This is a genomic window from Sphingobium salicis subsp. salicis, from assembly GCF_049472635.1.
Classification (GTDB): Bacteria; Pseudomonadota; Alphaproteobacteria; order Sphingomonadales; family Sphingomonadaceae; genus Sphingobium; species Sphingobium yanoikuyae_A.
In genome coordinates this window covers 289,190-308,927 of record NZ_JAYRCS010000001.1, presented here as the reverse complement: position 1 = coordinate 308,927, position 19,738 = coordinate 289,190, and the positions used below count along the sequence as shown (strand labels likewise).

The 19,738-nt window shown below is 64.4% G+C and carries 18 protein-coding genes and 1 tRNA gene; 8 read left to right on the top strand and 11 right to left on the bottom strand.

The window, feature by feature from the left end; genetic code table 11:
• Positions 1 to 25 precede the first annotated feature (25 nt).
• The 4 genes from der to VHN57_RS01475 are packed head-to-tail and all read left to right on the top strand — an operon-like array spanning position 26 to position 3,153.
• Complete coding sequence (der, locus tag VHN57_RS01490) at positions 26 to 1,390, top strand: ribosome biogenesis GTPase Der (protein ID WP_010338561.1); 1,365 nt, start codon at positions 26 to 28, stop codon at positions 1,388 to 1,390.
• Positions 1,380 to 1,616 (top strand): sulfurtransferase TusA family protein, encoded by a 237-nt coding sequence (locus VHN57_RS01485; protein WP_026109037.1) that lies wholly within the window; start codon positions 1,380 to 1,382, stop codon positions 1,614 to 1,616. Before der ends, VHN57_RS01485 begins: the two co-directional genes overlap by 11 nt.
• A gap of 55 nt (positions 1,617 to 1,671) precedes the next feature.
• The gene (locus tag VHN57_RS01480) at positions 1,672 to 2,103 is read left to right on the top strand and encodes an Hpt domain-containing protein (protein ID WP_004210730.1); all 432 of its coding nucleotides are present in this window, start codon (positions 1,672 to 1,674) and stop codon (positions 2,101 to 2,103) included.
• A 45-nt stretch (positions 2,104 to 2,148) separates the two neighbouring features.
• Positions 2,149 to 3,153, top strand: coding sequence for an LLM class flavin-dependent oxidoreductase (locus VHN57_RS01475; RefSeq protein WP_278985509.1), 1,005 nt, complete (start codon positions 2,149 to 2,151; stop codon positions 3,151 to 3,153).
• 4 nt (positions 3,154 to 3,157) lie between these two features.
• On the opposite strand, the gene VHN57_RS01470 is transcribed toward VHN57_RS01475, so the two are convergent.
• Positions 3,158 to 4,240, bottom strand: coding sequence for an acyltransferase family protein (locus VHN57_RS01470; RefSeq protein ID WP_278985508.1), 1,083 nt, complete (start codon positions 4,238 to 4,240; stop codon positions 3,158 to 3,160).
• Positions 4,241 to 4,477: 237 nt separating this feature from the next.
• On the opposite strand from VHN57_RS01470, the gene VHN57_RS01465 reads away from it, so the two are divergent.
• Entirely contained in the window at positions 4,478 to 6,142 is a 1,665-nt protein-coding gene (locus VHN57_RS01465) for an ATP-binding protein (protein ID WP_278985507.1), read from the top strand.
• A gap of 14 nt (positions 6,143 to 6,156) precedes the next feature.
• Here VHN57_RS01465 and VHN57_RS01460 read toward each other — a convergent pair whose 3' ends face one another.
• The 8 genes from VHN57_RS01460 to VHN57_RS01425 all read right to left on the bottom strand — a co-directional run bounded on the left by VHN57_RS01460 (position 6,157) and on the right by VHN57_RS01425 (position 16,092).
• Positions 6,157 to 7,608, bottom strand: coding sequence for an MATE family efflux transporter (locus tag VHN57_RS01460; RefSeq protein WP_423282436.1), 1,452 nt, complete (start codon positions 7,606 to 7,608; stop codon positions 6,157 to 6,159).
• Positions 7,609 to 7,652: 44 nt separating this feature from the next.
• The gene (locus tag VHN57_RS01455) at positions 7,653 to 10,352 is read right to left on the bottom strand and encodes a valine--tRNA ligase (RefSeq protein ID WP_278986623.1); all 2,700 of its coding nucleotides are present in this window, start codon (positions 10,350 to 10,352) and stop codon (positions 7,653 to 7,655) included.
• Between the two features lie 47 nt (positions 10,353 to 10,399).
• Entirely contained in the window at positions 10,400 to 10,996 is a 597-nt protein-coding gene (locus tag VHN57_RS01450) for an AAA family ATPase (RefSeq protein ID WP_125986080.1), read from the bottom strand.
• The gene (locus VHN57_RS01445) at positions 10,993 to 11,208 is read right to left on the bottom strand and encodes a hypothetical protein (protein ID WP_004210716.1); all 216 of its coding nucleotides are present in this window, start codon (positions 11,206 to 11,208) and stop codon (positions 10,993 to 10,995) included. Before VHN57_RS01445 ends, VHN57_RS01450 begins: the two co-directional genes overlap by 4 nt.
• A 38-nt stretch (positions 11,209 to 11,246) precedes the next feature.
• Entirely contained in the window at positions 11,247 to 13,307 is a 2,061-nt protein-coding gene (locus tag VHN57_RS01440) for a prolyl oligopeptidase family serine peptidase (protein WP_423282433.1), read from the bottom strand.
• A gap of 141 nt (positions 13,308 to 13,448) precedes the next feature.
• Entirely contained in the window at positions 13,449 to 13,937 is a 489-nt protein-coding gene (locus VHN57_RS01435; RefSeq protein WP_004210714.1) for a DUF2497 domain-containing protein, read from the bottom strand.
• 69 nt (positions 13,938 to 14,006) lie between these two features.
• Positions 14,007 to 15,449 carry a TolC family outer membrane protein gene (locus VHN57_RS01430; protein ID WP_278986618.1) on the bottom strand — a complete coding sequence of 481 codons (1,443 nt, stop codon included), beginning with the start codon at positions 15,447 to 15,449 and terminating at the stop codon, positions 14,007 to 14,009.
• A gap of 10 nt (positions 15,450 to 15,459) precedes the next feature.
• Positions 15,460 to 16,092, bottom strand: a complete 633-nt coding sequence (locus VHN57_RS01425) for a protein-L-isoaspartate O-methyltransferase family protein (RefSeq protein ID WP_004210712.1) — start codon at positions 16,090 to 16,092, stop codon at positions 15,460 to 15,462.
• A gap of 190 nt (positions 16,093 to 16,282) precedes the next feature.
• Between VHN57_RS01425 and VHN57_RS01420 the strand changes: the two genes are divergently transcribed.
• Positions 16,283 to 16,356: transfer RNA gene (locus tag VHN57_RS01420), tRNA-Cys, on the top strand.
• Between the two features lie 164 nt (positions 16,357 to 16,520).
• Positions 16,521 to 17,771 (top strand): tyrosine-type recombinase/integrase, encoded by a 1,251-nt coding sequence (locus tag VHN57_RS01415; RefSeq protein ID WP_278986617.1) that lies wholly within the window; start codon positions 16,521 to 16,523, stop codon positions 17,769 to 17,771.
• Here the strand turns inward: VHN57_RS01415 and VHN57_RS01410 are convergent.
• On the bottom strand, positions 17,766 to 18,029 hold the full coding sequence (locus tag VHN57_RS01410) for a helix-turn-helix domain-containing protein (RefSeq protein WP_341462720.1): 264 nt from the start codon (positions 18,027 to 18,029) through the stop codon (positions 17,766 to 17,768). The genes VHN57_RS01415 and VHN57_RS01410 overlap by 6 nt on opposite strands.
• A complete protein-coding gene (locus VHN57_RS01405) occupies positions 18,026 to 18,334 on the bottom strand; it encodes a hypothetical protein (protein WP_278986616.1) in 309 nt (102 codons plus the stop codon). Before VHN57_RS01405 ends, VHN57_RS01410 begins: the two co-directional genes overlap by 4 nt.
• Before the next feature lie 497 nt (positions 18,335 to 18,831).
• Here VHN57_RS01405 and VHN57_RS01400 point away from each other — a divergent pair, with 497 nt between their 5' ends.
• Complete coding sequence (locus tag VHN57_RS01400) at positions 18,832 to 19,737, top strand: tyrosine-type recombinase/integrase (RefSeq protein ID WP_423282429.1); 906 nt, start codon at positions 18,832 to 18,834, stop codon at positions 19,735 to 19,737.
• Position 19,738: the final 1 nt, after the last annotated feature.

Sequence of the window (19,738 nt, the reverse complement as noted above, 5' to 3'; positions counted from 1 at the left end):
GATAGAAAGGAAACGGGCCCACATCATGCTGCCCACAGTTGCCATTGTCGGGCGGCCCAATGTGGGCAAGTCCACCCTTTTCAACCGCCTGGTCGGCAAGAAGCTGGCGCTGGTCGATGACCAGCCCGGCGTTACCCGCGACCGGCGCGAGGGCGAGGCTCATCTTCTGGGCCTCGACTTCACCATCATCGACACCGCCGGCTATGAGGATGAGGATCCCCACAGCCTGCCCGGTCGCATGCGCATGCAGACCCAGGCCGCGGTCGAGAATTGCGACGTCGCCCTGTTCATGGTCGATGCCCGCGCCGGCATCACCCCGCTGGACGAGGAAATCGCCCGCTGGCTGCGCGAGGGCGACGCCCCGGTGATCCTGGTCGCCAACAAGGCCGAGGGCAAGGCGACCGAAGCCGGCGTCATGGAAGCCTTCATACTGGGCCTGGGCGAACCCATCCCCTTCTCCGCCGAACATGGCCAGGGCCTGGCCGACCTGTTCCAGGCGCTGCTCCCCTATCTCGAACGCGAGGATGGCGAGGAGCATGAGAAGGAATTTTACGAGGACGAGGAGAGCGCGCCGCTCAAGCTCGCCATCGTTGGCCGCCCCAATGCCGGCAAGTCGACCCTCATCAACCGGCTGCTTGGCGAAAACCGCCTGCTGACCGGACCGGAAGCCGGCATCACCCGCGACAGCATCGCCGTCGACTGGATGTGGACCAGCTATGAGGGCGAGGAACGCCCCGTCCGCCTGATCGACACCGCCGGCATGCGCAAGCGCGCCAAGGTGCAGGACAAGCTGGAAAAGCTGGCCGTGTCCGATGGCCTGAACGCCGTGAACTTCGCCGAAGTCGTGGTGCTGCTGCTCGACGCCACCCGCGGCCTGGAGGCGCAGGATCTGCGCATTGCTGACAAGGTGCTGGAAGAAGGCCGCGCCCTCATCGTCGCCCTCAACAAATGGGATACGGTGGAACATGGCTCGGCCCTCTATCAGGGCATCAAGCAGGCACTGTTCGACGGCCTGGCGCAGGTCCGTGGCGTGCCGATCATGACCGTGTCGGCCGCCACCGGAAAGGGCCTTGATGACCTGATCAAGGTCGCGTTCGAAACCCGCACCGCCTGGTCGCAGCGCATTTCGACCGGCGTGCTCAACCGCTGGTTCGAAGCCGCGCTGGAGGCCAACCCGCCGCCAGCGCCGGGTGGCAAGCGGATCAAGCTGCGCTACATCACCCAGAACAAGACGCGCCCACCGACGTTCGTCCTGTTCGGCACGCGGCTCGACGAACTGCCCGAAAGCTATCGTCGCTATCTGGTGAACGGCATCCGCAAGGAACTGGGCTTCGGCGCCGTGCCGGTACGCCTGACGCTGCGCAGCGCCAAGAACCCCTATGCCAAATGAGGCGGGCGGCCCCGATGCCGCCCCCTTTCATGTCGACGCCAGGGGCATGAAATGTCCCTGGCCCGTCCTGCGCGCCGCCCGAGCGATGCGTGACGCAGATCATGTGACGATCGATGCCGATGACGCTATCGCCCCGCGCGAGCTGGCGGCCCTGGCGCAGCAGCATGGATGGCAATTTTCCGCCCTTTCCCCGCAGCGTTTCGCACTCAGCAAGGTGCCGGCTTAACCGGCTGTTTACGCCCGCCGGCTAATCTCGCGAGCGTCAGGAAAGGAGTGCGCAGGTGCCCGAACACGCTACCGAACTGGTGGACTGGAACGATTTTGCCCGGACCCGCACGGAGCTGGGTACGGCCTTCATGCGCATTCTGGGCTATTTCCGCGAAGATGGTGAAAAGGCGATCGGCACCATCGAGCAGGCCTTTCGAGACCGCGATGCCGTCTCCCTCGTCCGCCCCGCCCATACGCTGAAGGGCGAATCGGCTCAGTTCGGCGCCCATCGGCTCAGTGCCATGGCCGAAGAGATCGAAATGGTCGCGCGCCGCTGCGTCGAATTTCGCGAGAGCCCGGACGAACTGATCGAGACCGTGGTGGCGCTGCGCCCCTGCTTTACCGAGACCATGGCCCTGCTCGATCGCGACGCCAATCCGCTGGTCGCGCGCCGTCCCACCTTCGGCCGCCGCGTCGAACCACAGGGCTTTGGCCGCGCCGGCTGATATTCGGTATTGAAATAAAACCGACCATCGCCCCATATGGCGGCCATGACCCGCTTCTCCGTCCTTGATCTCGTTCCTGTCCGCGAAGGCAGTGACGTGTCCGCCGCCCTTGCCGACGCTGCCGATCTGGCCGCCCATGTCGAGGCATTGGGCTATCACCGCCTCTGGGTGGCCGAACATCATGGCATGCCCGGCATCGCATCGGCCGCCACCGCCGTCGTGCTCGCCCATATCGGCCAGGCGACATCGTCCATCCGCATCGGCGCGGGCGGCATCATGCTGCCCAACCACGCGCCGCTGCTGATTGCCGAACAGTTCGGCACGCTCGACGCGCTGTTCCCCGGCCGCATCGACCTGGGTCTGGGCCGCGCGCCCGGTTCCGACCAGAAAGTGTCGCAAGCCATCCGCCGCGGCCTCAGCGGCGGGGCCGACCAGTTCCCCCGCGACGTGTTCGAACTCCAGGCCTATTTCGCCGGCGACGATCGGCTGGGCATTCAGGCCACGCCGGGCGAAGGCGCCAATGTGCCGCTCTGGATTCTCGGCTCCAGCCTCTACGGCGCGCAACTGGCGGCCGCGCTCGGGCTGCCTTACGCCTTTGCCTCCCATTTCGCCCCGGCCGCGCTGGACGAGGCGCTGGCCATCTATCGCCGCGACTTCCGCCCCTCGGCCCAGCTTGACCGCCCCTATGCCATGGCCGGCTATAATATCTTCGCCGCCGACAGTGCGGCGGAGGCGGAACTGGTCGCCAGTTCGATGCAGCAGGCCTTCGTGCGGCTGCGCACTGGCCAGCCCGGCAAGCTGCAACCGCCACTGGCGGGCTATTATGACAGCCTGCCGATGCAGGCCCGCGCCATGCTGTCCGATGTCCTGAGCGCCTCCAGCATCGGCACCCAGGCGGATGTCGAGCGCGACCTGGCTGCCTTCATCGATCGCACCGGCGTGGACGAGGTGATCATCGCCGCCCAGATCTTCGATCCTGCGGCGCGCAAGCGCAGCTATGAGATCGCCATGGCAGCGGCGCAGGCGATCGGCGCCCGCGAACTGGCCTGATGCCTCAGGTGGCGGCCAGCCGGCCGCCACTCATCAGCCCGGCCATGGTCGGCGACAGGCGCTGCATCAGGTTGCCGATCAGGATCACCACCGCCAGCACCAGGAAGGGCTGGGCGATCAGATAGAGCGGATAGAGCGGCGATCCGAGCGGACCGAACAATTGCCCCAGTAGCGGCCCGCCCAGCCAGATCAGGATCAGATGGGCGCAGAAGAGGAAGAAGGCATAGGGCTCGACCCGCATCAGCAGGCCGCGCGCCGGGCTTTCCGCCAGTGCCCAGGCCAAGCGCCAGAAACAGAGCGATGCGGCCATGCGCACCGACATGTCGAGGCACGCCAGGGCCAGCGGCGCCAGCCCCGCCCCGCCCTTGAGCGAGACATAGAGTTGCGCGCCCATCAGCAGGCCAAAGGGCAATGAAGCTGCCAGCATCGGCACTGCCGCGGCCCGGTCCGCCCAGCCCTCGCGCCGGGCCAATATGCCGATGGTGAAGAAGAAGAGGATCGACGGGCGCATCAGTACCGGCGGCCCGAGCCCCGCAATCTGGCATGACAGCGCCGCCAGCGCGACCGCCATCAGCATCCAGTTGGGCAACCGCACCAACAAGGGCGCGGCCACCATACACAGGAACAGGTCGCGCAGGAACGGCATCTGGACATTGATGTCCGGATTGCGGTTGATGATGAACAATTCCTCGGCGATCCAGCCGCCCGACTGCGGCACCGGCGCCGACAGGCCCAGTAGCCAGGCCGCGCCCGACACCAGCAGGATCGCCACCGCATTCCACAACAGCATCGGCAGCAGGATCGTCCGCGCCTTGCGCCCGACATGATCGAACCAGTTGCGCGTGCGCGCCGACCCGCCGACCAGCCAGCCGGAGATCAGGCCCAGCAGCGGCACCGCGCTACGGCCGAAAATCTCCATCAGCACCCAGCGCAGCCCTTCCTGCGGGGAGCCTCGCAGCAGTTCCAGATCCTGGCCATTCCGTCCGGTCCAGGCATGGACATAGACGACACCCAGAATGCAGATCACACGCGCAATCGCGATCGCGTCGGAACGGCGCGTCGCATTGGCCAAGACGATATCGGGCAAGCAAAAATCCTGATTGTGGCAGGTTTCCAATGCCCGAAACCCGCTCCTGTTCCCCCTCCTGCGCGACGGAGCGAGCCGGAAGCGGGATCATGGGACGCATCAGCGCGGATTTCCGGGCTCCACGGGCCGTTCCGCAATGGGCATTTCGGCCCGTGGGTAATCCAATATTTACCTCCCCCCGATAGCAATCTGGTCGATTGCCGGACGCGTGCCGGCTGCGGGGGACAATAGAGGCTCATGACCCAGATGCCGGGCGCACATCAATTTTCGCACGACACGGGCGCTGCCGCATCGTCTGCCGGCATGCACCAGGCGCTGGGCATGGTGTTCCAGATCGCCGGGTCGAGTTCGAAGATCCTGGTCGATCCCAACAGCCTCGCGGCGCTGGCCCATGATCCCGACACCTGCCTCGCCATGGCCGGCCAGGTCGGCAGCCAGGTGAAGATGCGGGTCGGCGATCGCTGGCTGATCGCCAATATCCGGTCGCTGATGCTCGACCGGCGCGATGGCGGAGCGATCATCGCCGATATCGACTTTCTGGGCGAAGGAGATGAGGAAAAGCTGACCGGCCGCATCTACGGCTTCCGGCGCGGCGTCACCCGCTATCCCACGCCCGGCACCGACATCTATCCGGTGTCCAGCTACGACATGCAGCAAATCTATGCCGCCGACGACCGGCCGCATGTCCAGATCGGCACTGTCTATCCGACGATGGACACGCGCGCCGCGCTCTATGTCGATTCGATGCTGGGCAAGCATTTTGCGCTGCTCGGCTCCACCGGCACCGGCAAGTCGACCAGCGCGGCGCTGATCCTGCACCGCATCTGCGACCTGTCGCCCCAGGGGCATATCGTCATGATCGATCCTCATGGCGAATATGGCGCCGCCTTTCAGCAGAATGGCGCGGTGTTCGACGTGAACAATCTCGCCCTGCCCTATTGGCTGATGAATTTCGAGGAACATTGCGAGGTGTTCGTCACCTCCGAAGGCGCGGAGCGCACCCAGGATTGCGACATCCTCGCCAAATGCCTGCTCGCCGCACGGATGAAGAACCGTCTGGCCGAAAGCATCGGCCGCCTGACCGTGGATTCGCCCGTCCCCTATCTCCTGTCCGATCTCACCGCGATCCTGCAGAACGAGATGGGCAAGCTCGACAAGGGCACCGGATCGCTTCCCTATCTGCGCCTCAAGTCCAAGGTCGACGAGATCAAGGGCGACCCGCGCTATTCCTTCATGTTCTCCGGCATGCTGGTGGCCGATTCAATGCAGGCCTTCCTCGCTAAGATCTTCCGCCTGCCTTCGGGCGGCAAGCCGATCTCGATCATCGACGTGTCCTCCATGCCCTCCGACATCACCTCGGTTGTCGTCTCGGTGCTGTCCCGGCTAGTGTTCGACTATGCACTATGGGCACGCGACGAACCGCAACGGCCGATCCTGCTCGTGTGCGAGGAAGCCCATCGCTACATTCCCGCCAGCACTGCCGGCGGCGGCCAGGCGGTGCGCCGCATCCTGGAGCGGATCGCCAAGGAGGGTCGTAAATATGGCGTATCGCTGGGCCTCATCACCCAGCGTCCGTCCGACCTGGCCGAGGGCGTGCTGTCGCAGTGCGGCACCATCATCTCGATGCGCCTCAACAATGACCGCGACCAGGCCTTCGTGAAGGCGGCCATGCCCGAAGGCGCGCGCGGTTTCCTCGATTCGATTCCTGCCCTGCGCAACCGCGAGGCGATCATCTGCGGGGAAGGTGTCGCCGTGCCGATCCGCGTCGCGCTCGACAATCTGGAAGAAGCGCGGCGCCCGGCTTCCGGCGATCCCAGCTTCACCCAGCTCTGGCGCCAGGCCGGCGGCGAGGACGATATCCTCACCCGCACCATCACCCGCTGGCGCAACCAAGGCCGCTGATCGGCGTCTCGGCCTCAACCGGTCGGCGCGATCCGACCGGCCGGTTCGGTTTCGCTATGCACCGCCTCACGGCATTCCTCTTCGTGCATCGGCACCATCAGCTTGGCCTCGCGCCAGCCGCCCTGCCAATAGACCAGAGCTGCGAGCGTCAGTGATACCGCCGATCCCACCGGGAAGCTCAGCCACAGCGCATCCGCGCCGATCCGGGGATAGGCGAGATAATAGAAGCCCAGCCGCACCGCGAAGAGGGTGAAGACCAGGATCAGCAGCGGCGCCACCACCACGCCATTGGCGCGCATCACCCCGAACAGGATCATGGTGCAGCCGAACAGCATGAAGCTCCAGCTCGCCAGCAACTGCATGTTCCAGGCCGCATCAATCACCGCCTGGTTATGGCTCAGGAACAACGCCAGCAGCGCTTCATGGAAGATCAGGATGACGACCACCATCGCACCGGTGATCGCCAGCAGATAGGATATCCCATAGCCGGTGATCCGGCTGATCCGATCCCACCGACCCGCGCCGATATTCTGCGCCGCCATGGCGCTGACCGCCGCGCCCATCGCCATCGCCGGCATCTGCAGATAGGTCCAGATCTGCTGCGCCGCGCCATAGGCCGCCGTCACAAGAAACCCTTCGCGATTGACCAGGCCGATCATCACCAGGCCGGACGTCGACATGACGATCATCTGCAGGCCCATCGGCAGGCCCTTGGTCGACAACACGCGCATCTCGTCCATCGCGGGCTTGAGATAGCCAAGCTCCGCGCCGCGAAGCCGCAACGGCAAATCCTTGGCATAGGTATAGATGACCAGCGCGATCAGGCTGATGAAGCCCGCCGCCGCCGTTGCCGCCGCCGAACCGCCAATCCCCATCGCCGGGATCGGCCCCAACCCCAGGATCAGCACCGGATTGAGCACCAGGTCGATCGCCACCGACAGGATCATGAAGATCAGCGGCGTGCGCGCGTCGCCGGTGCCGCGCAGCCCCATCATCATCATGACGCTCAGCAGCGAGGCCGGCATCGCGACGAAGATGACGCGCAAATAGGTCAGCGCCATGTCGAACGCTTCGGGCGGGGTCGCCAGCAGGTGCAGCAGCGCCGGCCCGCCGAACCAGCCCGCCACCGCGACGCCCATGGCCAGCAGGAAGCAGAAGCCGACCGCCGAGCCGAAGGCGCGCCGCGCCGCATCCATGTCGCGCGCGCCGACCGCCTGCGCGATCATCACCGTCGACGCCATGCCGAAGCCGAACACGACGGAGAACATCAAGAACATGATGATATTGGCGTTCGCCGTCGCGGCGAGCGCCTGTGGCCCCAGGAAGCGACCGACCCAGATCGCGTTGATCGATCCGTTCAGCGACTGGAGGATATTGGACGCCAGTGTCGGGATGGCGAATGTCAGCAAGGTGGAGGCGATCGGCCCCTGTGTCAGGTCCCGCGCCCCTTGTGCCCCTGCTGCCATTCGCCCTTACCCCTTATCCCCGATTGCGGCGCAGGCTAGGCGGCTCAGCCCAGCCGGTCCAGTGCCGCCTTCAGCCTTTCCGCCTCGGCGGTCTTTTCGGCATGATCCTCGCGCGCCTTGGCCACGGCCTCGGGCTTGGCCTTCTCGACAAAGGCCGGGTTGGACAGGCGACCGCCCAGCGAATCCCGTTCCTTGGCCGCCGCTGCCAGCGCCTTTTCGAGGCGGGTCTTTTCGGCCGCGATGTCGATCACGCCTTCCAGCGGCAGGATGAAGGTCGCCTCGTCGACGACGATCTGCGCCGCACCGCCGGCGACATCCTCGCCAAAGGCCAGGCTCTCGATCCGGCCAAGGCGCGCCAGCGCCGCACCCTGACGATCCAGGCGCCCCCGCGTCAACTCCGATGCGTCACGCACGACCATGCGCAGCTTGGCGCCCGGCGGCACGTTGAGTTCGGTCCGCGCGGTGCGAATCGCGCTCACCAGACGGATCAGCCAGTCGATCTCGCCCTGCGCATCGGTGTCGACTTCATAGAGGGCGACCGGCCACTCGGCCACGATCAGTTCCTGCGCGCGCTGCCCGGTCAGCTGCCACAGCTCTTCGGTGATGAAGGGCATGAAGGGGTGCAGCATGACCAGGATCTGGTCGAACGCCCAGCCGGCAACGGCCTTCGTCTCGTCATCCATCGAACCCTTGGTGAGTTCGATATACCAGTCGCAATACTGGTCCCAGACGAAGTGATAGATGGCGTTGGCGCCCGCGTCGAAGCGCAGTTCGGCCATGGCGGTGTCGATCGCCTGCACCGTCGCCACCGTTTCGGCGATGATCCAGCGATTAACCGGCAGCGCGGCGTGCGGCGCTTCGCGGCTGGTCGAGGCGGTGACGCCATTGGCCTGCAGGAAGCGCGCCGCGTTCCACAGCTTGGTCGCGAAGTTGCGATAACCCTCGACCCGCTTCTCATCCATCTTCACGTCGCGGCCCTGGCTTTCCATCGCCGCCATGAAGAAGCGCAGCGCATCCGCGCCGAACTTGTCGATCAGGCCCAGCGGATCGACCACATTGCCCTTGGACTTGGACATTTTCTGGCCGTCGGCGGCGCGCACCAGACCATGGAGATAGAGCTTCTTCCACGGCACATCGCCCATGAATTCCATGCCCTGCATCGCCATGCGCGCATCCCAGAAGAACAGGATGTCGAAGCCAGAGATCAGCAGGTCATTGGGATAATGGCGGCTGAGCGTCTCGCTCTGCTCCGGCCAGCCCAGCGTGCCGAACGGCCACAAGGCGGACGAGAACCAGGTATCGAGAACGTCAGGGTCGCGGACCAGCCTCTTGTTGCCGGCCTGCAGCTGCGCCTCTTCCTCGGTCTCGGCGACATAGGCATTGCCTTCGTCATCGAACCAGGCCGGGATCTGGTGGCCCCACCAGAGCTGGCGCGACACGCACCAGGGCTGGATATTCTCCATCCAGTTGAAGAAGGTCTTTTCCCAGCTCTTGGGGACGATTTCGATCCGGCCGTCGCGCACCGCCTGCATCGGCGCCACCGCCAGCTTGCCGGCGTCGACATACCACTGGTCGGTCAGCCAGGGCTCGATCACCACGCCCGAACGGTCGCCATAGGGGGTCTGGATCGTGCGCGGCTCGAAATCGGCGGCGACCTCCTCGCCTTCCTTGTTCTTCGTGACATGCAGCACAAGCAGGCCCAGCGCCTTCATCTCGGCGACGACGATCTCGCGCGCGCCGTCCACGCCGTCCTTCTTGAAGCGGTGCAGCCCCAGGAAGCGATCGGGGATCAGGCCATCGGCGGTCTGCACGACATTGGCGTCGGCATCGAACATGTTGAGCATGTCCGCGGCCTTCATGCCCGCCCGCTTGCCAACCTCGAAATCGTTGAAGTCATGGCCCGGCGTGATCTTGACCGCGCCCGAACCCAGTTCCGGATCGGCATGTTCGTCGGCGACGATCTTGAAGCGGCGACCGGTGATCGGCTGCAGAATTTCCTTGCCGATGACCGCCTGATAGCGGGCATCGTCGGGATGCACGGCGATCGCCATGTCGGCCAGCATGGTTTCCGGGCGGGTGGTGGCGACGACGATATGGTCGCTGCCATCGGCCAGGGTCACGCCGTCCGCCAGCGGATAACGGAAGCGCCAGAAGCCGCCCTGCGTTTCCTTGGTCTCGACCTCCAGGTCGGAAATGGCCGATCGGAAATGCGGATCCCAGTTGACCAGGCGCTTGTCGCGATAGAGCAGGCCGCGCTGGTGCAGTTCCACGAACACCTTGATGACGGCCTTCGAAAAGCCCTCGTCCATGGTGAAGCGCTCATTGGCCCAGTCCATCGAACAGCCCAGACGGCGCAGCTGGCTGGTGATCGCGCCGCCGCTTTCCGCCTTCCATTCCCACACCTTGGCGACGAAATCGTGGCGGCTGAAATCGGTGCGCTTCTGCCCGGCCGCGTTCAGCTGCCGCTCGACCACCATCTGGGTCGCGATGCCGGCATGGTCGGTGCCGACTACCCACAGTGCATCCTTGCCGCGCAGCCGCTCATAGCGCACGACGATGTCCTGCAGCGTATTGTCGAGCGCATGGCCGACGTGCAGGCTGCCGGTCACGTTCGGCGGCGGATTGACGATGGTGAAGGGTTCCGCGCCCGGACGGTCCGGACGGAACAGGCCATTGGCCTCCCAATGCTGGTACCAGCGGGTCTCGATGGCGGCGGGGTCAAAGGTTTTGGGCAGTTCGGTCATGATCGCGCTTTAACGCCTGCCGCACGACACGCAAGGCATGGCGCGCGTCAGATCAGGCTATCCATGACTTCGGACGGCAGGCCAGCGCGGATCGTGATGCTGCCATCCCCCTTGCGGGCGACCAGTTGCGGTTCGCTCAGGCTATTGTCGAACACCCAGGCCCGATCCGCCTGGTCGAAGAACCAGCGCAGTTGCGCAAAGGATCTTATGCGCCGCGCCGCCACCTTGTCGGCCGGCACATCATGCCCGCCCTTCGCCACGCGATAGGCGATCCGCTCCAGTTGGCGCTCCACCGAATCCAGATAGACATAGATCAGCCGTATCTCGAAGCCGCGCGCCCGCGCCTTCTCCACCAATCGCCGATATTTGGGACTGGACAGCACGGTCTCCACGCCGATGGTCTGATGCACGTCGATCGACGCATCCAGCCAGGCCTCGATCCGCTGCACGGCCGCCAGATTGGCGGCGTCCTGCGCCAGCCCCTCACTTTCCCGCAACCGGGCGGTCAGGAGATCGGGATTGATGATCCAGACCGAACCATCAAATTCGGCCACGTCGCTGCGACCATAGGCCGAGCTTTTGCCACAGCCATTGGGGCCCGCGACGATCCACAGGCGCGGCCGCGCATGGCCCTTGCCGATCAAATCTTGTCCCTGATCGCCTTATTCTCTTCCCGCGCCTTGCGAACGCTGGCGCGGAAGGAGGCGAGGAATTCGGCCTCGAACTGCGGGCTGTCGGCATCGACCACCCGCAGCTTCACGGCCTTGCCGTCCTTGTGGACGGTCCGGTATCTGGGCTTGCCCGGCTTGCCGAGGTCGATGGGACCATCGACGATATCGACCTTCATCTTTGCCATGGGGCCAATATAGCAGGCCGGGCCAGGCCCTTAAAGGCTCATTTCCCCTTGGTCGCGCCGGTCCACTGGTCCAGCCAGCCCAGCGCCTCGTCATACCATTGCAGCGAGTTCTTGGGCTTCAGCACCCAGTGATTCTCGTCCGGGAAGACGACCAGGCGCGACGGAATCTCGCGCCGCTGCAACGCGGTGAAGGCAGCCAGCCCCTGGGTGTAGGGAATGCGGAAATCCTTCTCGCCGGTCACGACCAGCATCGGCGTCTTCCACTGGGCGACATGATTGACCGGGTTCCATTTCTCGAACTCTTCGGGCTTCTCATAATAGGGGCCGCCATGCTCCCATTCGTCGAACCACAGTTCCTCGGTCTCATAAGCCATGGCGCGGGCGTCGAACACGCCGTCATGCTGGACGATGCACTTGAAGCCATCGGCCCACTGCCCCTCGATCCAGTTCATCATATAGCCGCCATAGCTGGCGCCGAGCGCGCAGGCATTGCCCGCGTCGACATTGGCGTCCTTCGCCGCCGCAGCAGCGAGGCCCAGCTTCAGATCCTCCAGCGGCTTGCCACCCCAATCCTGGTTGATCGCGTCGGTGAAGGCCTGACCATAGCCGGTCGAGCCATGGAAATCGACGATCACCGCGGCATAGCCATGGGCGGCGAACGCCTTGGGATTCCAGCGATAGGACCAGCTGTCGTTGAAGCTGCCCTGCGGCCCGCCATGGACCAGGAAGGCGACCGGCAGCTTGCCCTTGGCAGCCATGGGCTTGACGATCTGTCCCCAGACCGTGTCGCCATTGGCGCCCTTGAAGCTGAAGCGCTGGACCGACACGTCGTCCACCCCGGCCAGCTTCTGCGCATTGACGCTGGTCAGGCGGACCGGCTTTCCTTTCGCCGGCATCTTCCAGAAATCGGCCGGCGACTGGATGCTGTCCAGCGCATAGACGAAACCGCCATCGGGCAGCGGCACGACGCTGCCGGCATGGCCCTTTTCGGTAAGGCGCGTCACCTTGCCCGATGCGGCATCGACCCGGAACACCGGATTGTCGAGCACGTCATTGGCGGTGACCAGCAGCCCCTTGCCATGCGCTTCCCAGGCGATCGATCCGACCGATCGATCCCAGCCCTGCGTCAGCGCGCGCGTCTCGCCGGTGGCGATGTTGCGCAGCATCAGGACCAGCCGATCGGCTTCATAGCCGGGCCGCTTCATCGCGGCATAGGCCAGCCATTTGCCATCGGGCGACACAACCGGCATCGTGTCGGTCGCATCATTGGCATCGGTCAGGTTGACCGGCTTGGCGCTGCCATCGGCCGGTACGCTGAAGATGTCGAGGTTGGTCGACAGCGGTTCGATCCGCCCGGCCTCGCGCAGGGTGAAGAACAGCGTCTTGCCATCCGCGCTCCATGCCAGTTCCTCCGCCCCGCCGAACGGCTTGGACGGGCTGTCTCCGACCAGGCCGCCCATCACCGACACCGCCTTGCCGCCCGCGACCGGCATGACGAAGATCTGCGAACGCTGGCCGTCGCTCCACGTGTCCCAGTGGCGCACGAACAGCTGGTCATAGACCCGGCCGCTGCCCGCGCTCGGCGGGGTCGGCACCTTCACATCGTCGATCGTGCGCGCACCGACCGGACGGTCGGCCCACAGCGCCACCTTGTCGCCCTTGGGGCTCAGCAGGAAGCCGGAAATGCCGCCGGGCGCCTTGCTGATCTGCACCGGCTGACCGCCCGCGATCGGCGCGCGCCACAACTGGTCGTCGCCGCTGGCGTTTGAGACATAATAAAGCGCGCTGCCGTCAGCCGAAAAGACCGGCGATGCCTCATTCTTGTCGGGCACCGACGCGATCAGCCGGGGCGCCTGCCCCGCCTTGTCGATTGCCAGCAGATAGAGGTCGGTGCGGCCGCGATTATTGGCGAGATCCGTGCTGCGCAGTTGATAGGCCATCCACTTGCCGTCCGGCGACACGGTCGGCGACGACACCCGGTCTAGCGACACCATGTCATTGGGCGTGAAAGGACGGGCAGCCGCCGGCGCCACCAGCACAGACGACAGCATCGGCGACAGGGCCAGTGCGCCAAGGCCGGCAAGCAGGATATGTTTCATGGAAAAATCACCCTCGGATCGAAAACACGGCGTGCCGGCGCATGCAATGCACGGCCAGGCGCGTCGATGAGATGATCCGTGGTCTAGGCGCGCCTTACGCCCCCGGCAAGAGGCCGGCGCGCGATCGCCGGCCTGTCGGCCTCAGCGGCCGGTGATGCGAGAGATTTCCTTGGCGACCATGTCCTCGACCAGCGCGGGCAGGCGCGCATCGAGCCATTCCTTGAGCATCGGCCGCAGCATCGAGCGGACCAGAGCTTCAAGCGTATTGTCCTCGCCCTCGCGCGGGCTGACCAGCATGGTGGACAGGGCCGAAAGCGAATGACGCGCGGCCACTTCGCTTTCCACCGACAGGATCGAGTCGCCGTCCGATTCGGACGGGGCCACAGCCTTCACGGCGCGGGTCGACTTGGGCGCGGGCATCACTTCCTCCACCGGAATCTCGTCGGTCAGTTCCAGCACTTCCTCGACCTCGGCCGACATCACCGCATGGGACGCGGCGCTCAGGTCGATCGGGGTCTTCTGGCGGCGCTGCGGCGCGGCCTGAACGGCATCCTCGCCCTCTTCGGCGATGATCCGCTTGATGGACGAGAGTATCTCTTCCATCGAGGGTTCCTTGGTCATGTCACCCATGGATAATTCCCGTCCAAATTTCATTCCGCACCTATTCCGCCAAGATTACCTGTTCAGGTTAACAAGCGGTTAAGGCTGCACGGCATCGACTTTGGCGTTTTGAGCCGGCGTGTCAACGGTACGCGTCGAAACCGCCTGGGGCTTGCCGTCATAGTCCCAGTCGAACCACTTGCCCTCGACCCGATCATAATTGACCATCGGGTCATAGAGGGTGCCGCTTTCCAGGCCCAGATCGTCGGCCTCGGCATGGCCCATGGCCGCCAGCAGGGTGAAGCCGGCGACATAGGCATTGCGGCGCGCGGTCACCAGTTCGACCTTGGCGTTGAGCGATTCCTGCTCGGCATTGAGGATGTCGAGGATGGTGCGGCTGCCGACCGAATTTTCCGCCCGCACGCCTTCCAGCGACAGTTCGGCGGCATCGACCGCCTTCTGGCTCGACTGGATCGTGCGCAGCGACGCCTGCAGCGCGGCATAGGCGGCGCGCGCCTGCGAGATCACGCCGCGCTCGACCTCGATCTGCCGCTCGATCGCCTGCGACTCGAGCGCCTGGTTCTGGCGCACCTGCGCGGCCGGGCGACCGCCCTGATAGAAGGGAATGGTCAGGGTCGCACCAACTGCCGCCTGCTTGTTGGCCGCAATATCCTTGTCCATATAGTCGGTATAGCTGCCCTGGCTGAAACCGCTTAGGGTCGGCAGCGTGGCGCCCTTGGCCGCCTTCACGTCATAGCGCGCCGCCTCACGCGACTTTTGCGCGGCAAGGATATCGGGATTATCGGCCAGCGCGACGCGCACGGCGCTGTCGGGATCGGCCGGCAGGCCCGGCAGAGCGGGCGGCGATTCCAGATCGACCGGCGCCTCGCCGACCATCGCGATATAATTTTCGCGGCTGGTGATCAGGTTGGATTCGGCGCGCTGCAGGTCGGACCGGGCCAGTTCCAGACGCGATTCGGACTGGGCAACGTCGGTGCGAGTGACATCGCCGACTTCGAACCGGTCGTTGGTCGCCTGGAGATTGACCTCCAGCACCTTCACATTGGCCGCATTGAGCGACACCAGCGCGCTGTCGCGGATCACGTCCATATAGGCGGCGACCGTCTGCGAGAACACGCTCGCCTCGGTCCCGCGCAGATTGGCCTGGCCCGATTCGACGCGCGTTTCCGCTGCCTTCACGCTGTTGCGCACGGTGCCGCCGGAATAAATGGGCACGTCGATGCTGGCACTGGCATTGGCCGAACGATGCGGCGCCAGGAAGCTGTTCGACGGGCGGATCACCAGTTCCTGGAACTGGAGCTGCGAATTGGCGGTGGGCCGCCCCGCCGCCTTCTGGATCGGGACATTCTCGTCCGTCGCCCGCTGACCGGCGCGCGCGCCGGTCAGGGTCGGGTTGGTGCGATAGGCCTTGGCCAGCGCGCCCTGCAGGGTTTCGGCATGCGCCACCCCTGCCATGGAGGAGGATAGCAACAGCAAGGCTGTAGCGGCTTGGCGCCGAAGGGTCATACGCTTTGCTGTCATCTATCCTGTCTCAAAAAACGAACTGCTCCGGCGCGGCGAAACCGGGAAGCACGACCATTTCCATGTCGGTAAGGCTGGCGAGACCCAGCACGCCCGCCACCGCGCGGCCGCTGCACAGGCGAGCGACACCGCGTTCGACGACGCCCGTCACCACCCGTCCCCCATCGACTAGCTGCTGGACGAGCGCAGCGGGGACTTCCTCCACCGCGCCGTCAATGAAAAGAACATCATAGGGCGCACCGGCCGATGCGCCGGCGGCCAGCGGGCCACGCACCACGGTCACGCCGGGCACCGCGATCTCCGCGCCACCCTCGACCTCGACTGCCGTCACCTGCGCACCCAGCTCGGCGAGCAGCGCCGCGCTGTAGCCGGTCGCGGCGCCGATCAGCAGCACCTTCTCGCCGGCCTGGACATCGGCTTCCTTGAGCAGACGGCCAGTGACCAGCGGCGGGTTCAGCGCACGGTCGCCGTCCAGCGGGATCGGGCGATCGACATAGGTCATGGCCCGGCGCTCGGCGGGGACATAGTCCTCGCGCGGCACCTTCGCCATCACAGCGATCACGCGCTGATCGTCCACGGCGCTGGTGCGCAGCTGGCTCTCGACCATGGCGGTCCGCATCGAAGAAAAGTTCTGCTCGGTCACGATAGTTCCTCGCTTGGCACAACTGTATTGGCAATGCAATACACTTAGGGGATTACCGGACCTCTAAATCAGCATTTCCCCCGCGCCAAGCGGCTTTCCACGATGGAGAGCGAGATTCTTGGGATTGTTCGCCTTCCCGCGCTTGACTTTGCGATCAAAGGCGGACATTTGCCGCCTCCACCGCACGGAAGGCCCGATGGCGGAGTGGTGACGCAGAGGACTGCAAATCCTTGCACGCCGGTTCGATTCCGGCTCGGGCCTCCATTTCTCCGTTTGAAGACGTCCGGCAGCGTCCATCAAACGGCTGTTTTCCATCACTTTTTCTGGTATGATCCCCCGCAGCGGTTCGGACGGTTCCACCTGCATCCGGGTACAATGATGGTACGGATGATGGATCGGACCCCGAGCATGAATGCGGAGGTCCATCAATGTCGGACGGTGCGAAACGCAAGACGGGCTTGACCGCCAACGCGGTGAAGCACGCCAGACCCCGAGAAAAAGATTACAAGCTGTCGGATCGCGACGGCCTGTACCTGCTCGTGAAGACCACTGGTATCCGATACTGGCGCATGAACTACCGCTTCGGTGGACAGCAACGGACGTTGTCGTTCGGGCGCTGGCCGGAGATTCTGCTGGGCGATGCGCGCGAGCTGCTGCTCGAAGCGCGCCGCAAGCTCGCCAAGGGACTTGACCCGCTTGAACAGGCGAAGTTGGACAAGATCGCCAAATCGATCGCTGCTACCAACACGTTTCAGGCCGTGGCGGAAGAATGGCTAGAGAAGATCGAGAAGGAGGGTCTCGCCGCCATTACCCTAAAGAAAGCCCGCTGGCTGCTGGCGCAAACCTACCCGGCCTTGGGCAAACGTCCGATTTCCGAAATCACTGCCCACGAATTGCTGCTTGTTCTCAAGAAGGTCGAGGCGTCGAAGCGGTACGACACCGCTAATCGGATCCGCAGCACGTGCAGCCAAGTGTTCCGCTATGCCATCGCCACGGCACGGGCCGAGCGCGATATCTGCTCCGATCTGCGCGGTGCGCTCGTCACGCCGCGCACCACTCACCGCGCCGCGATCACGACTCCAACGGAAGCCGGCGGACTGCTTCGCGCGGTCGAGGACTATGACGGCAACGACCTGACGCGGATTGCGCTCCGGCTGCTGCCTCACTTGTTCGTCCGTCCCGGCGAGCTGCGCTGGGCGGAATGGAGCGAGTTCGATTTCGACAAGGCGGTCTGGACGATCCCCGACCACAAGATGAAAATGCGACGCCCTCACGCCGTGCCGCTTTCACGGCAGGCCTTGGCGATCATCGGTGAAATCGAACACGACGCCGGCTACAGCGCTTTCTTGTTTCCGTCGCTGCGGGCGCTCGACCGCCCGATGTCGGACAACACGATCAATGCCGCACTACGTCGGCTGGGTTTCAGCAAGGATCAGATGACCGGTCACGGCTTTCGCGCCATGGCCGCCACCTTGCTCAACGAGATGGGCATCTGGAACCCCGATGCCATCGAGCGCCAACTTGCCCACGCGGACGGCAACTCGATCCGCCGCGCTTACGCCCGTGGCCAGTATTGGGAAGAGCGGGTGCGCATGATGCAGCACTGGTCCGACTACATCGATCAGTTGCGCGACGGCGCGACCATCCTGCGCCCCAAGTTCGGCCACAGCGCATCATAACAGCCCTTGCCTCGCGCGCTCGATCAGAGCGTGCAGGCTGGCTACCGGGACCAGAGTGCACCGCCCGATTTTGACCGTCTCCAAATCACCAGAAGCAATCAGTTCATAGAGCTTGGATCGCCGGATACCGGTCAACCGAATGGCATCCGCGATCCGGACGGAGATTGGCTCGAGTGTGGTTTCTGTCACAGCGGGCTTGCCGAATGGCAGCGCAAGCTTCTCGCTATCGCGCAACATTGATCCTACGCGCCGGATCATCGCCTCTGCTCCGAATCGGCCTCTGTTACCTTGCGCCGGTGAGCTTCGTGCACCCGGCCGCGAAGGGACTTGTCCGGATGTTCCAGAAGCAGGCCATCAAGCGCCACGGCAATGAACGTCAACTGCCGCTTGATATGCTCGACATTCCTGCGGCCCTCCTCCCGAAACTCTTGGCCCTGAAACAGATCGGTGACGATAGCGCCGATCCACTGGCTGCGGCTCTGCTTGGCGCGGGTGGCCTCATCCTGAACCCAGGCAGCGACATGCTTGGGCAGGTAGGTTTGGATGGAAACGTTGCGTGTCATACTGGACTCCATGGTGGTGGAGCCTGGAACACACTGCGAAAGGCAAGTTTGTTCTACTTATGTTCCGATTGGGCGTCAAGAGACTGGCGATTGCCGGAAGTCCGCTATTTCCTCGACCAATTGATTTGCCACAGAAGGGTGGATGCACGGCAAGTCAGATTCGACTGAGAAGCTGCCATATTGAATAAATGGCATATTATGACATTATTTCATAGTTTTAGCCGCTGCGATTTGTCGCGTACGGTGTGTATTGAACTGTACCCAACTTTGGGGCCGGGGCCAGCCTATGCAGTCCTATTTCGCACACGGCATCTGCGCTTTTGTATCGTTTGGGCGAGCAAGCATCTGTGGCGATTGAACCGACCGAAATCGACCAACGCACGAACCCGCTGCGCGGGAGAGTCGCTTGGGGTAATGTAGCGTAGTATTGTTCAGGCTTTGCGAGCGGCGATGTCGCCTGGCGAGCGTGGAGTTCCTTCAACGGAAAGGGACTCACCATGGATACGATCACGACCGCAATCCCAATCCATTCGCTGCGTGAGCGGATGTTGCAGGACATGACGATGCGTGGCTTCGGGGCGCACACGCAGAATGACTATATCCGACATGTCCGGAACTTCGCCGCGTTTCTCGGCCGCCCCCCGGACACGGCTACGGTGGAAGACCTCCGGCGTTATCAGGTCGACCAGCACGAGCGCGCCGTGGGGCCGGCCACGATCAATGGGGCCGTGTCGGCACTGCGGTTCCTCTTCGGGATAACCCTCAGGCGGCCGGAGATGGCGCTAGGGCTGGTCGTCGTTCGCTTCACACCCAAGCTGCGGGTGGTTTTGAGCGTCGAGGAGACAGCGCGGCTGCTCGAGGCAGCGCCAGGCATAAAGTACAAGGCAGCCCTCAGCGTTGCCTATGGCGCGGGCCTGCGGGTCTCGGAGGTCGCCCACCTCAAGGTCGATGACATCGACAGCACCCGGATGTTGATCCGCGTCGAGCAGGGCAAGGGGCGCAAGGATCGTAACGCCATGCTCTCAACGCACCTGCTGGACTTGCTTCGACAGTGGTGGCGCGAAGGCAAGCGGCGCGGGGTTATGTTGCCGCATGGTTGGTTATTCCCTGGCCGTAGCGGCACGGATCCAGTCTCGGCTCGCCAGTTGCACCGGGTCGTGCAGGAATCGGCCGAGCGCGCAGAGATCCACAAGCGGGTAAGCCCGCACACATTGCGCCACTCGTTCGCTACTCACCTGCTCGAGCAGGGTGTCGATATCCGCGTAATCCAAGTCTTGCTCGGACACGTGAACATCAACACGACTGGGATCTATACTCAGGTTTCCAGCAAGACCATGCGGGCGGTGGCCAGCCCGCTCGACCAGATCGTTGCCGTGATGGAAGGCAGGGCACCTCCCGGTTGAA

What these genes read in the sequence shown, in the direction of transcription:
- der (WP_010338561.1), top strand. Translation starts at nt 26, where the DNA reads ATGCTGCCCACAGTTGCCATTGTCGGGCGGCCCAATGTGGGCAAGTCC.
- VHN57_RS01485 (WP_026109037.1), top strand. Translation starts at nt 1,380, where the DNA reads ATGCCAAATGAGGCGGGCGGCCCCGATGCCGCCCCCTTTCATGTCGAC.
- VHN57_RS01475 (WP_278985509.1), top strand. Translation starts at nt 2,149, where the DNA reads ATGACCCGCTTCTCCGTCCTTGATCTCGTTCCTGTCCGCGAAGGCAGT.
- VHN57_RS01465 (WP_278985507.1), top strand. Translation starts at nt 4,478, where the DNA reads ATGACCCAGATGCCGGGCGCACATCAATTTTCGCACGACACGGGCGCT.
- VHN57_RS01460 (WP_423282436.1), bottom strand. Translation starts at nt 7,608, where the DNA reads ATGGCAGCAGGGGCACAAGGGGCGCGGGACCTGACACAGGGGCCGATC.
- VHN57_RS01455 (WP_278986623.1), bottom strand. Translation starts at nt 10,352, where the DNA reads ATGACCGAACTGCCCAAAACCTTTGACCCCGCCGCCATCGAGACCCGC.
- VHN57_RS01445 (WP_004210716.1), bottom strand. Translation starts at nt 11,208, where the DNA reads ATGGCAAAGATGAAGGTCGATATCGTCGATGGTCCCATCGACCTCGGC.
- VHN57_RS01440 (WP_423282433.1), bottom strand. Translation starts at nt 13,307, where the DNA reads ATGAAACATATCCTGCTTGCCGGCCTTGGCGCACTGGCCCTGTCGCCG.
- VHN57_RS01435 (WP_004210714.1), bottom strand. Translation starts at nt 13,937, where the DNA reads ATGGGTGACATGACCAAGGAACCCTCGATGGAAGAGATACTCTCGTCC.
- VHN57_RS01430 (WP_278986618.1), bottom strand. Translation starts at nt 15,449, where the DNA reads ATGACAGCAAAGCGTATGACCCTTCGGCGCCAAGCCGCTACAGCCTTG.
- VHN57_RS01415 (WP_278986617.1), top strand. Translation starts at nt 16,521, where the DNA reads ATGTCGGACGGTGCGAAACGCAAGACGGGCTTGACCGCCAACGCGGTG.
- VHN57_RS01410 (WP_341462720.1), bottom strand. Translation starts at nt 18,029, where the DNA reads ATGATCCGGCGCGTAGGATCAATGTTGCGCGATAGCGAGAAGCTTGCG.
- VHN57_RS01405 (WP_278986616.1), bottom strand. Translation starts at nt 18,334, where the DNA reads ATGACACGCAACGTTTCCATCCAAACCTACCTGCCCAAGCATGTCGCT.
- VHN57_RS01400 (WP_423282429.1), top strand. Translation starts at nt 18,832, where the DNA reads ATGGATACGATCACGACCGCAATCCCAATCCATTCGCTGCGTGAGCGG.